This is a genomic window from Stackebrandtia soli (genome assembly GCF_965137155.1).
GTDB classification, from domain to species: Bacteria; Actinomycetota; Actinomycetes; order Mycobacteriales; family Micromonosporaceae; genus Stackebrandtia; species Stackebrandtia soli.
This window is the reverse complement of sequence record NZ_CBCRZX010000020.1, coordinates 65,729-78,093: the sequence shown is the minus strand read 5'-3', so window position 1 is coordinate 78,093 and position 12,365 is coordinate 65,729. Positions and strand designations below refer to the sequence as shown.

The 12,365-nt window shown below is 68.2% G+C and carries 12 protein-coding genes; 8 read left to right on the top strand and 4 right to left on the bottom strand.

Features of this window, described 5'->3' with window-relative positions:
- Positions 1 to 855, bottom strand: an 855-nt coding sequence (locus ACM9NP_RS13565; protein WP_415647031.1) for an MBL fold metallo-hydrolase, incomplete at its 3' end; no start/stop codon positions are given.
- 275 nt (positions 856 to 1,130) lie between these two features.
- On the opposite strand from ACM9NP_RS13565, the gene ACM9NP_RS13560 reads away from it, so the two are divergent.
- Positions 1,131 to 2,345 (top strand): hypothetical protein, encoded by a 1,215-nt coding sequence (locus tag ACM9NP_RS13560; RefSeq protein ID WP_415647030.1) that lies wholly within the window; start codon positions 1,131 to 1,133, stop codon positions 2,343 to 2,345.
- A gap of 71 nt (positions 2,346 to 2,416) precedes the next feature.
- Here ACM9NP_RS13560 and ACM9NP_RS13555 read toward each other — a convergent pair whose 3' ends face one another.
- Both ACM9NP_RS13555 and ACM9NP_RS13550 read right to left on the bottom strand, forming a co-directional pair.
- Positions 2,417 to 3,196, bottom strand: coding sequence for a hypothetical protein (locus ACM9NP_RS13555; protein WP_415647029.1), 780 nt, complete (start codon positions 3,194 to 3,196; stop codon positions 2,417 to 2,419).
- Positions 3,197 to 3,740: 544 nt separating this feature from the next.
- Positions 3,741 to 4,169 (bottom strand): hypothetical protein, encoded by a 429-nt coding sequence (locus ACM9NP_RS13550; protein WP_415647028.1) that lies wholly within the window; start codon positions 4,167 to 4,169, stop codon positions 3,741 to 3,743.
- A 178-nt stretch (positions 4,170 to 4,347) separates the two neighbouring features.
- On the opposite strand from ACM9NP_RS13550, the gene ACM9NP_RS13545 reads away from it, so the two are divergent.
- From ACM9NP_RS13545 to ACM9NP_RS13525, 5 genes are all read left to right on the top strand, one after another.
- Positions 4,348 to 5,562 carry an NADP-dependent isocitrate dehydrogenase gene (locus ACM9NP_RS13545; RefSeq protein WP_415647027.1) on the top strand — a complete coding sequence of 405 codons (1,215 nt, stop codon included), beginning with the start codon at positions 4,348 to 4,350 and terminating at the stop codon, positions 5,560 to 5,562.
- Positions 5,563 to 6,135: 573 nt separating this feature from the next.
- Positions 6,136 to 6,861, top strand: coding sequence for a D-Ala-D-Ala carboxypeptidase family metallohydrolase (locus ACM9NP_RS13540; RefSeq protein ID WP_415647026.1), 726 nt, complete (start codon positions 6,136 to 6,138; stop codon positions 6,859 to 6,861).
- Between the two features lie 391 nt (positions 6,862 to 7,252).
- The gene (locus ACM9NP_RS13535; protein ID WP_415647025.1) at positions 7,253 to 8,086 is read left to right on the top strand and encodes a helix-turn-helix domain-containing protein; all 834 of its coding nucleotides are present in this window, start codon (positions 7,253 to 7,255) and stop codon (positions 8,084 to 8,086) included.
- A gap of 108 nt (positions 8,087 to 8,194) precedes the next feature.
- Positions 8,195 to 8,998 (top strand): carbohydrate-binding protein, encoded by an 804-nt coding sequence (locus ACM9NP_RS13530; protein WP_415647024.1) that lies wholly within the window; start codon positions 8,195 to 8,197, stop codon positions 8,996 to 8,998.
- Between the two features lie 98 nt (positions 8,999 to 9,096).
- A complete protein-coding gene (locus ACM9NP_RS13525; protein ID WP_415647023.1) occupies positions 9,097 to 10,161 on the top strand; it encodes an ATP-dependent DNA ligase in 1,065 nt (354 codons plus the stop codon).
- A 13-nt stretch (positions 10,162 to 10,174) separates the two neighbouring features.
- Here the strand turns inward: ACM9NP_RS13525 and ACM9NP_RS13520 are convergent, their stop codons facing one another.
- Entirely contained in the window at positions 10,175 to 11,035 is an 861-nt protein-coding gene (locus tag ACM9NP_RS13520; protein WP_415647022.1) for an SDR family NAD(P)-dependent oxidoreductase, read from the bottom strand.
- A gap of 77 nt (positions 11,036 to 11,112) precedes the next feature.
- Here ACM9NP_RS13520 and ACM9NP_RS13515 point away from each other — a divergent pair, with 77 nt between their 5' ends.
- On the top strand, positions 11,113 to 11,544 hold the full coding sequence (locus ACM9NP_RS13515) for a winged helix-turn-helix transcriptional regulator (RefSeq protein ID WP_415647021.1): 432 nt from the start codon (positions 11,113 to 11,115) through the stop codon (positions 11,542 to 11,544).
- Complete coding sequence (locus ACM9NP_RS13510) at positions 11,541 to 12,365, top strand: glutaminyl-peptide cyclotransferase (protein ID WP_415647020.1); 825 nt, start codon at positions 11,541 to 11,543, stop codon at positions 12,363 to 12,365. Before ACM9NP_RS13515 ends, ACM9NP_RS13510 begins: the two co-directional genes overlap by 4 nt.

Genomic DNA, 12,365 nt, shown 5'->3' with positions numbered 1-12,365 from the left:
GTCCGAGCGGGAGTGGGAAGGGGAGGCGGAAGGGGAGTGGGAAGGGGAGGCGGCGTCCTTCGGTACCGCGATGAACGGCATGGACATGTGCGGCGTCGCGAGTAGACCATCCATTGTGGCGACATCGCCGAGGAGTCGCGTCCGTGACTCGCGCGCCAGCGCCGGGTCCTCCTCGTGCTCGTAGGGCTGCTCGGGATACAGCAGCTGAAGCGCGCCGAGTAGGGCGTCGCCGGTGATCGCGAGCAGCCCGTCGCCGTCGCGAACGATGACGCTCTGGTGCCCCGGCGTGTGCCCTGGCGTGGCGCGAGTCGCGACGCGCGGTGACAGGACTTGGTCGCCGTCGACGAGCCGCAGGACGCCCGCCGCGTCCAGCACGTCGAGGAGCCGTTCCCGCAGCATCGGGTTCAGTTCCGAGACGGCGTCCGCGTCGGCGCGCGGAAGCAGGTACTCGGCGCGCGGAAAGAACGGCGCATCCTCGACGACGGCCCAACCGACGTGATCGGTGTGCAGATGCGTGATGATCACTCGGTCAACGTGGTCTCGATCGATTCCCTTGTTCCGCAGCGACTCCGGCAGCCGTCCCGGGAGCGGCGCCCAGGACGCGGGTGCGCCCTCCGGGCCGATTCCCGCGTCCACGATGGTCACCGTGTCGTCGGGTTCGACGACGACGAACGCCCGAAACCGCAACCACCACCGCCCGTCGTCGGTGACCGCCCCCGGATCGAGCCGATCCGCGGTCGCCCACCGCGCGGCGCTCGAACCGGGAAATGCCTTGTCGCGCGGGGAGAAGAACGGTCCCTCCCCGTCGTGTATCGCGATGATCCGCGTCCGTCCGATCGTGATCTCGTCCGCCATGCGACGCGACGATACCCGGCCCCAGGGCGTCACCTATTCGGACCGACGACGGGGAATTCGATGGGAATCGATGGTTGGTGGAGCGGTTCGCCGCGTCGCGGTCGTGTTCAACTCGCCTTGCGCGAGTGCGGAACACTGGGGCCGACCGCGAGACCGCGACGGCGCGGTGCCAGGGTTCGCCCACTCGACGCGCCCGAACTCACGTCGGGGTCGCCGTCGTCGAACCCGGTGGCCGAGCGCCGCCCGACCAGACGTCATCCGCGATGGAGGAGTCCATGACAACACTGTGGATGGAGCTACGCCGAAGCCCGGTTCGCCTGTGGTTCCCGGTGTTCCTGGCCATCACCTTCGCCATCCTGTTCGGACGGGGCGTTGACTGGGCCGGTTCGTGGCTGGACGCGTCCGCGGCCGCCCAGCTTCCGGCGGTCGCGGTCGCTGTGGTCCTCGCCGCCGCCACCGCCTCCGCGGCGGCGCGGGCACGCCGGGACGACGAACGACGTGGCGTCGACGCCTCCACATGGCGGATCGAGGCGACGCGCCTCGGCGCCGCCTTGAGCTATGGCCTCGGTGCCTACGTGATCGGCCACGCGGTCGCCGCCGCCGTCGTCCTCTTCTCAGGTGCGGCCGGGCCGGGTTTCCTGTGGCCGGGCTACCTGGTCATGGGCGCGATCGTCGTCATAGGCGCGGCGGGCATCGGACAGTTCGTCGGCAATGCCGTCGGCGGCACCGTGATCGTGCCCGTGATCCTCGGCGTGGCGGTCCTGTTCGTGTTCTCCGTCCTCAGTGCGGCCTTCGATCTGTCCGTCCGCCGGACGACCCCGTACTTCGAGGTTTCCTGGTCCGCGTTGCTGCCGCGTGTCGGCGTCGCCGTGTTCCTGTGCGCGACGGCGGTGACCCGCCCACGTCGCGTCGGGTCCGACAGGAGGTCCCCGGTGCGAGTGGCTTCGCTTGGGCTGCTCGCCTCCGTGATCGCGATCGGCGTCGTCGGTTCCGTCATCGTTCCGCGCGTTCCGCCCAGCCCGGAGTGCACGCGGACGGTGCCGCGGTTGTGCGTCTGGCCGGAGCGTCACGGTTCGATCCCGACGCTCACCGCGATGGCGGAGCGGATGGCGGCCTTGCCGGAACCGTTCGTCGTCCCGGAGACTCTGAGCGAGATCGGGCTGAGCGGCGTTCCCGCCGATCGGGACTTCGACGGTTTCGTGTTCGCCGACGGCGATTCGTGGCGCACTGCGGGCGCTCTCGCGGGTGCCGTCGCCGAGGCGACTCCGGCGTTGTCCTGTGAGGGCGCTGCGGATCCTGAGTGGACGACCGCCCGTAACGAGCTGACGTATTGGGCGAGGACCTGGATCGCGGGGGAGCCGTGGGGCGACGGTTCCCGGACCGACGACGATCTGCGGTTCGTCGAGGACATGGCCGCCCACGCCTCGCCCGAGGCGCAGTTCGACTGGGTCGAGAATCGTTGGGAGTCGGTCGCCGAGCGGGACTGCTGAGCGGCTCGACGATCGCGCGCACGCGAACGGGTTCCCCTGTCGTCCAAGGGAACCCGTATCGACCGCGCGAACTAGGCGGTCGGCGCCGAGGGCGTCTGCCCGTGGGCCATCCACCATTCGTCCGTGCCCTCGACGGCCAGCGCGAGCACCAGGGCGAACTCGGGGCCCTTGGCGGCGCCGACGAGCGCGCGCAGCGGTCCGTTGAGGTTCTGCGGGACGGTGCCGGCCGTCGCGTCGAGCTCGAACGGCGAACCGGCCGGGATGAAGTCCACTGTCGACTCGCGTACGATGGCGGTGAAGTGGTGCTTGATCTTCTTTCCGGCGGTCCGGTTCTCGACCCCGGTGATGTGGATCAGGAGCGTCGGACGATTGCCGTCGCGGAGGCGTCTGACCGCCCGGATCTTGCTCAGCGGTCCCGTCATGGCGGCCAACAGGATCAGCGTGATGATCGCGACGACGGCGGCGAAGATCCAGTCGAAGACTCCGGCGCCTTCCGGCTCCTCCTCGAAGAGGCGACCCTCCTCGGACCGGTAGACGGTGGCGGTCTCACCGACCTTGATGGTGTCGCTGCGGACTTCGCCCTCGGAGCCGTCGGGCAGGGTCACCTCGACGATGCGAACCTGTTCGATGTGACGGTTGCGGCGGCTGCCGACGGTCTGAGAGGTCTCGTGCTCACCGGTCGCCGTCACCGTGACGGTCTCGAATGACGCCGTGGCCTTGGAGATCGTCGTGGAGGCGAAGAACACGGTCCCCACGACGCCGACGGCGAACGCGAGAAGGAACCCGAGGAAGAGCTTGACCTGGTGGCGGACGTACTTCTTGACGAGTGGGGCTTGTGTCGGGGTGGCCATGAATGGTCCTTTGGGGCGGGGCCCGGGGGCGGTGTGGCGTCCCTTCGAGACGTTGTCACGCGCGAGCGTCTCGGAAGGACGCCGAAGTCGCGTCGGGGGGCGAAAAGAATCGATCGGTCGGAACGCTACCACCCGTCCCGGCCCGCGTTCAGGGTGTGACCTGGCGGTTCTCCGTCCTCGGCGCGAGTCGTGACGATGGTTTCCTCGGCGTGGCCTTGGCTCACAAGGCAATACGTCGACTCCGGACTCGGACGGGTCCGACGGCTTTCGAGGACGGATTCCGGCGACCAAATACATAAAGATATATCGATGTCGATGCTTTAAGGCGTGTTTCGTCGCCAGTCCCGAGGTCGCCGTCCGCTGGGGGCGGTTCAATCCCGTTGGGCTGAGGTGCCGCTAGGGGAGTACGCCTCCGTGGCGAGCGGGTTCCAGGCGGACGCGTTCGTCGCGGGAGGTGGCCGTCCGTAATGTCTTCTGGCGGGCTGGAGCGCTATGGGCACCGACATCGCCGCGAGGTGTCGCCGGTGTCGGGAACGAACGCACCCTAGGAACCGGCGATGGGCGGAATCTCGGCTCGTCGTCGGCGGCGACGGCTCGCCTCCGCTTCGGCGGCGGCCCTCGCTCGGGTGCGGGCGGCGGTCATGAACGCGATCGGGTCGGCGTCGTGGTCCGAGCAGTCGGCGAGCCAGCGTTCGAGCGTCGAGGCGATGTGTCGATCACTGTGGACGCGGCTCGCTCCAGGGCCGTGCCCGACCCGACGTCGATCCTCATCCACGTAGCACATGTCGAAGCCGTGCAGGTGTAGCAATCCGGTGCGTACCAGCGGGTCGGTGATCTCGTCGTCGCGGTGTTCGACCCAGGTCGCGGCCCACTCGTGCACGTCCTCCCTGCTGGCCTTCCCGGCGGTGAGGTCTCTCCATCGCCGCTCGACGTCGGCTCGGGTCGGTGGGTCGTCGGCGGTTCGCGCGTTCATTCGCCTCAGGATGGCGTTGGTCCTCCAGCGGTGTGTGATCGGTGTCTCTCGATGGGCGCGGGGGCGACCCCCGGGTCACGCAGTACGCTTGTACTGTTTGGCGGGGGACCGCCACGGGCCGCCGTCATTCCCCTGACCTGCCAACCGACGGCCGCCGCACAATAGGAGAATCACCCGCATGGCGAAAATCAAGGTAGAGAACCCGGTCGTCGAGCTCGACGGCGACGAGATGACCCGCATCATCTGGCAGCAGATCAAGGACCAGCTGATCCTGCCGTACCTCGACGTCGATCTCAAGTATTACGACCTGTCGATCCAGGGCCGCGACAGCACCGATGACCAGATCACCATCGACGCCGCCAACGCGATCAAGAAGTACAGCGTCGGCGTCAAGTGCGCGACGATCACCCCCGACGAGGCCCGCGTCGAAGAGTTCGGCCTCAAGAAGATGTGGCGCTCCCCGAACGGCACCATCCGCAACATCCTCGGCGGCGTCGTCTTCCGTGAGCCGATCATCATGAGCAACGTCCCCCGTCTCGTGCCCGGCTGGACGAAGCCGATCGTCATCGGCCGTCACGCGTTCGGCGACCAGTACCGCGCCACCGACATCAAGGTTCCCGGCGAGGGCACCCTGACGATGACGTTCACGCCCAAGGACGGCAGTGAGCCGATGGAGCTCGAGGTCTACGACTTCCCGGGTTCCGGCGTCGCCATGTCGATGTACAACCTGGACGAATCGATCCGCGACTTCGCCCGCGCGTCGTTCCGGTACGGTCTCGCCCGCGAGTACCCCGTCTACATGTCGACCAAGAACACCATCCTCAAGGCGTACGACGGCCGCTTCAAGGACCTGTTCCAGGAGGTCTTCGAGGCCGAGTTCAAGGCGGACTTCGACCGCCTGGGCCTCACCTACGAGCACCGTCTCATCGATGACATGGTCGCCGCCGCCCTGAAGTGGGAAGGCGGCTACGTCTGGGCCTGCAAGAACTACGACGGTGACGTCCAGTCGGACATCGTGGCGCAGGGCTTCGGCTCGCTCGGCCTGATGACGTCGGTCCTCATGTCCCCCGACGGCAAGACCGTCGAGGCGGAGGCCGCGCACGGCACCGTCACCCGGCACTACCGCGCCTACCAGCGCGGCGAGAAGACCTCGACGAACCCGATCGCGTCGATCTTCGCGTGGACGCGCGGCCTCGCGCACCGTGGCAAGCTCGACGGCACCCCCGCCGTCACCGAGTTCGCCCAGGCGCTGGAGCAGGTCTGCATCGATACTGTCGAAGGTGGACAGATGACGAAGGACCTGGCGCTGCTCGTCGGTGGGGACGCCCAGTGGCTGACCACGGACGAGTTCATGAACGCCCTGACCGAGAACCTGGCAAAGCGTCTCGGCTAACGGTTGTTTCCGGCCGATGGCTGCGCCATCGGTTCGGTTCGCGAGGCTCCCGCACCCGACTTCGGGGTATGGGAGCCTCGTCGTCTTCCGGGGTGGAACCCAAGGTCCCGCATCGAGCCACTCCCGAATGTCGACGCCGTTCGGTCGTGGCGCCGCGTCGCCCGCCCGAACGGCGGGAGGTGAACGCGAACCGCCGCGCCCCGTAACCATCGACGGTCGAGGACGTTGAACAGGGAGCGGGTGCGGCGCGCGAGCGTCGTTTCCGTGTTCGGGGTTCGTCGCCGGTCTCGATCGGTGGCGTACCTCCTGACTGGTGAGAGCCTGCCGTCCCTTCCCAGTAAAGGCCCCGGAGTGCGCTCCGGGGCCTTTCTTCGCGCCGCTTTTCACGCGCGCCGTGGCGTCGGATGAATCCATACCGTTGTAAGGAAGCGATAGTTGTTAAATTCGCGTGAAGTCGACGAATTCGCCACGCCTCTTTTCACATTCGCTCATTGACATCTTGAAATATGTTCGGCATTCTTTCTTGCGAAGCCGTTCCGCCCGCGGCTTTCATCCAAGATGGAGGTACAGTCAATGGCCAACTCTTCCCGCCGCGCATTCCTGACGGCAGCGGTAGCCGTCCCCACGACCGCGTTCGTGCTCTCGGTGACGAGTGGCACCGCCAACGCGGCCGGCTACCAGTGGGGTCGGACCCTGCAGCAGGGTGCTTCGGGAGACGACGTCCGTCAGCTGCAGATCCGGGTCTCCGGTTACCCCGGCTACGACTCCGCGATCAGCATCGACGGCGCGTTCGGCCCGCACACCCGTTCCGCCGTCATTCGCTTCCAGCAGGCGTACGGCCTCGCGGCCGACGGCATCTTCGGCCCCGCCTCGCGTTCGAAGCTGAACTCGCTGCAGGACTCCGACAACACGCCGATCCACTTCACGTACGCCGAGATGAACCGGTGCAACAGCACGTGGGGTGGCGGCAAGGTCAGCGCCGCGACCGCGAAGTACTACGCCCTCATCTGCATGTGGAAACTGGAGGCGATGCGGCACGCGCTCGGCGACCGCCCCATCAACATCTCCAGCGGCTTCCGTTCCGCGTCGTGCAACTCGGCCGTCGGCGGTGCCACGAACAGCCGTCACATGTACGGCGACGCGGCCGACCTCGTCGGCTCGCACAGCTTCTGCACGATGGCCAAGCAGGCGCGGAACCACGGTTTCCGCACCATTCTCGGCCCCGGATACCCCGGCCACAACGACCACACGCACGTCGACTCGGGCAGCCGTTACTGGTCCTTCCCGAGCTGCGGCTAGTCGCCGGCTGACACCCGGCACGTTTGACCACTCGCATTGCCTCTCGTCGGGGCCGGACGTTTCTCGTCCGGCCCCGATTATCTTGTCCATAAGTGCCTAACGGCGGGTACGGACGCCATTCTCGATCGTGACCTTCCCTTAGTCATGAATTTCTCGTTTCGCTCGGCGGCGACGTGGCTGATTGCCTTTCCGCGCCGGTATTCGATTGTTCGACCCCGTCGGCGCTACTCCCGTCCGTTCTCACGCGTCCGATCGGCGCACCGGTCTCGTCCGTTCAGTGATTCGGACGGCTTGATGCGGTGGTCAGGCGCCCCTGGACCACACTGAAAACAACAATTACCATTCGGGAAGCGCGAGAACCCAACGCCCACAACCGATGCCGAGGTCGACCGTGAACGACCGGTACCCGTCACCCCCGCCGTCCGACTCGCTGCCCGTGCATCGACTCGCCGTACCCGACGCCGCCCGAGCGCCCGTGGCCGTCGGCTCCTTCGACAGCATCGGCCCGCTGTCCCGCGCGGAGTTCCCGCACCGGCACACCTTCTACGAGATCGTGCTCGTCACCGGCGGCTCCGGCCATCACGTCATCGACTTCACCGCCCACCGGATCGATCCACCGCAGCTCGGCATCATCGCGCCCGGACACGTCCACCATTGGCGGCCGACGTCGCGGCTCGACGGAATGGTGCTCCTCTTCGACGAGGCGCTCCTGTCGACGGGCGACGGAGGCGGACCCCGCTTCGTGCGACTGCCACCCGCGACCGCCGACCACCTCGGCCATGTCCTGTCTCATATGGAGGACGAGTATCGGTCCCGGCCGGACGGGTTCCTCGCCGTCATTCGCTCCTACCTGCGGGTCCTGCTGACCGTCGCCCGGCGCGGGGAGTCCCCACCGGGGCCGAACGGGCGAGTCGCCGACGCTTTCGCCCTCCTCGTCGCCCGCAATCGTGACGAATGGCCGTCGATCGACTGGTACGCGAGACATCTCGGCGTGTCCACCGCGCACCTGCACGAGCGCGTCAAGCACGCCACGGGGCTCACCCCCGGTCAGCTCATCCGCCGGGCCCGCGCCGCCGAGGCGCGGCGTCTGCTCGGCGGCACGGACCTCACCGTGCGCCAGATCGCCGCCCGGCTCGGCTTCGCGGACCCCGCCTACTTCTGTCGCTTCTTCCGCCGTGAATCGGGAACGACGCCCGGCGACTATCGTGACCGGCTCGCACTCTGAATCCGGGCTTCGAGAAAAACACCACCATCTCCGAGTCCAGTCCATCGACTCATGTCGATGCCGTTCCTACTGTCGAAGGGAGCACCCACCCCGAACAGAGGAGACGACATGCCCGACCAGATCGAGCCGCCGCGCTCGGGCCTGACCCGGAACGCCGTTCTCAAGGCGGCGATGGTCGCGTTGCCCGCGCCGCTGCTCGCGGCGGCCGCCGCCCCCGCCTCGCCCGCCGCCGAGACCGTCCCGGACAACCGGACCCTCAGCCCCACGCCCCAATGCGACGACGGTGACGACCCGACACCATCCCAAATGGAGGGACCGTACTTCAAACCGAACTCCCCGCAGCGCACCGCGCTCACCGACGGTCCCGGCGTCGCCCTGAACCTGTCCGGCCACGTCTTCGGCATCACCTGCGCGCCCATCCCGGACGCGCTCCTCGACTTCTGGCTCGCCGACGACGCGGGCGCCTACGACAACGTCGGGTACCGCTTCCGCGGCCACCAGTACTCCGGTGCCGACGGCTCCTATCGGTTGACGACCATCGTGCCTGGCCTGTACCCCGGCCGCACCCGGCACATCCACGTCAAGGTCCAGGCGCCCGGCGAACCGATCCTCACCACCCAGCTGTACTTCCCGGGCGAACCCCGCAACAACACCGATCCGCTGTTCGACCCGGAACTCCTGATGACGATGCGGACCGTCGGCAATGGACGCGACGCGGACTTCGACTTCGTACTCGACGTCGACGCCGGGCCCGGAAGCCCCGGCGACCCCGGCGCGTGGAGCGCGGGCACCGCCTACGCGATCGGCGACGTCGTCACCCACGGCGGCCGATCGTGGCGCTGTCTCATCGCCCACACCGCCGTCGCGGGTTGGGAGCCGTCCACCACGCCGGCGCTCTGGCGTCCCGCGTGAGCGTCGCGTGTCGACGCACCGGCCCGCCGTGTCGACGGCGGGCCGGGAAACCCCCGAAACACCCGGTACCGGGCGCGCGGGTGCGCGAGCATGGCGTTATGCGACTGCCCGTGGAACCGCCCGTCACGCCGATGCTCGCGAAAGCCGTGCCCACGATCCCCGAAGGGCCGTACTGGTACGAGCCGAAGTGGGACGGCTTTCGCGCGATCGTCTTCCGAGACGGTGACGACATCGTCATCGGCAGCCGCAACGAGCGCCCGTTGACGCGGTACTTTCCCGAACTCGTGAAGGCGTTCGCGGCGAACCTGCCGCTTCGCTGCGTCCTCGACGGCGAGATCGTGATCGTCTCCGACCCGGGCGATCGGCTCGACTTCGAGGCGCTGCAACAACGCATCCACCCGGCGCAGAGTCGGATCGAACGGCTCGCGGGCGAGACCCCGGCGTCCTTCGTCGCCTTCGACCTGCTCTCCGACGGCGATACCGACCTCTCGCGGACGCCGTTCGAGGAGCGGCGGTCCGCTTTGGAGGCCGCCCTCGTCGCGGCGTCCGCCCCCGTGCACGTGACACCGGGGACCCTCGACGTCGCGACCGCGCGCGATTGGTTCGACACCTTCGAGGGCGCCGGGCTGGACGGCATCGTGGCGAAGCGGCTCGACGGTGTGTACCAGCAGAACAAGCGCGTGATGGCGAAGATCAAACACGATCGCACCGCCGACTGCGTCGTCGCGGGCTACCGCACCCACAAGACCGGCGACGACAAGGTCGGGTCGCTGCTGCTCGGCCTGTACGAGGGGGACGAACTGGTGAGCGTCGGGGTGATCGGGGCGTTCCCGGCGGCGACGCGCGTGGAGCTCTTCAAGCGCCTGCAGCCGCTCGTGACGACGTTCGAGGGGCACCCCTGGGCGTACGCGCGGCAGGAGGAGGGCAAGCGGACCCCCCGTAACGCCGAGGGCAGCCGGTGGAGCGGAGGCAAGGACCTGTCGTTCACTCCGCTGGAGCCGAGCCTCGTCGTCGAGGTCGCCTACGACCACATGGAGGGCGTTCGGTTTCGGCACAATCCGCGTTTCCGCCGCTGGCGGCCCGACCGGGACGCGGCCTCGTGCACCTTCGATCAACTGGAGCGCCCGATCCGATACGATCTATCATCCATTCTCGACACGTGACGGTTCGCCGGTTTCAGGTCACCCCTGCGAGCAGCGCCTCGGTGGTGGCGGCGAGACGCGCGGCGGCGGACGGGTCGAGCGTCGCCAGGTTCAGCGGCAGCGACGTGGCCCGGTCGATGGCGGTCAGCGGCCGTTCCGGTGGGGTGTCGATGAACGCGTGCATCGGCGCGACGGCGCGCTCGACGGGTCGTGCGAACAGCGAGGCGGCGAGTCGGAGCAGTACCCGAGTCGGCGTCGACAACGGCGACAGATCGCCGCTGCGGGTGAAACCCGGGTGATAGAGGACGTACGGGACGGTGCTCCCGTGCGCCGCCGCGTAGGCGACACCGAGGAGGTCGTTGGCGCGGCCCGCCTGGAGTTGGGCCGCGATCATCCCGTAGTCGTGCTCGAGTTGCATGTCCTCCCAATGGATCCGGCCCTTCGTCATGCCGACCCCGGCGACGTTCACGATGACCGGCGCCGGCGCGCGGCTCAAGGCGGCGGTCAGGCCGTGGCCGAGCAGATGACGGCTCAGGTAGTACAGGGCGAACGTCCTCTCCAGACCGTCGACGGTCACGGCGCGACTCGGATTCTGCCGGTTGGCGCACAGGACGAGCGCGTCGACGGCGTGGTGGGCGTTCGTGACGTGTGCGATCGCGTCGCGGTTTCCCTCGATCGCCGACAGGTCCGCTCGCACGAAGTCAACCTTGCCCGGGAGCCCTTCGGAACGCGCATCCGCCATGAGTTCGGCGCCCTTCGCGCGATCGCTGCCGATCGTCACGACGGTGTCTCCGCGTCGGGCTCGTGCCAGGGCCAGTGTCCGGCCCATGCCGTTGGTCCCGCCGCTGATGACCACGACCCGCCGTCGGTCCCGGCCGCTCGTCGCGCTGCTCATGGTCGTCTCCTTCGGTTAGCGTTTGTCGTCGACGCCATCCTCGGCCGTGGATCTCGGAAACGGAAGAACGCACTTTGATGTCAGATACGAACACGGGTGTGCCTTCCCTGGTGGGCGCGCCGTTGCCGTCACCGGTGCCCGCCGACGAGTACGAGCGCTGTCCGGTGACGGAGGTGGTGCGCCGTATCGGTGACAAGTGGACGATGCTCGTGATCGTCCTGCTCGGGCGGCGGGCGCATCGCTTCAACGAACTTCATCGCGGTATCGAGGGGATCAGCCAACGCATGCTGACCCGAACGCTGAGGGCCCTGGAGTCCGACGGTCTCGTCGACCGGCAGGTGTTCCCGACCGTCCCGCCCTCCGTCGAGTACCGGCTCAGCCCGCTGGGGCGGAGCCTGTTGACGCCGCTGTCCGCACTGGCCGACTGGGTCGTCGAGCACGGCGACGAGCTCGGCCGCGCCGGTGGCACGGAGACGGATGTGGTGGGCCCCGGCGGGGGCCCGGCGTGAAGCCGCGCGTTCCGCGCCTCACGGTGGGACCCGGGAGTCGTGAACTCGTCCCCCGGCTGGTCGCCGTCGTCGCCGTGCTCGTGGTGGGGTTGATCGTCGTCGTGGTCGTTCGCGACGGCTTCGGCGGTTCGGCCGTGCCGCGATGGTCGTTGACGGAGCTCGCGAGCGCCCCACGGGATTCCGGCGTCACCCAAGGACTCGAAATCCATGATGGACGTATCTATCACTCCGTAGGCGGCTATGGATCATCCCTTGTGCGCGTCGAGGCGCTCGATGGCTCGCTGCTCGCGGAGGATCGGCTTCCCGACGCGGAGTACGCCGAAGGTCTCACAGTGGTCGGGGATGTCTTGTGGCAGTTGACCTGGCGCGAAGGCGTGGCCTATCGGCGCGACGCGGCGACGCTCGCGGTCCTGGATCGGGTTCGCTACGACGGTGAGGGCTGGGGCCTGTGCCATGATGCGACGAGTGACCGGCTCGTCATGAGCGACGGCAGCGGGACCCTGAGCCTGCGCGATCCGTCCACGTTCGCCGAGACGGGGGAGCTCGACGTGACGAGCGCCGACGGGCCCGTCTCCGGGATCAACGAGCTTGAATGCGTCGACGGTGGGATCTGGGCGAACCGTTATGGCAGCGCCGAACTCATGCGCGTCGACGGTGGGACCGGTGCGGTCGACGCGATCGTCGAGGTTCCCGAATGGTCGGACGCGGGCGACCTCAACGGCATCGCCTGGGTCGCGGCGGATCGCTTCTGGCTCACGGGAAAGAACTGGCCGACACGTCACCTCGTCGCGATCACACCGCCGGCGTCCCGAACGCCGTAA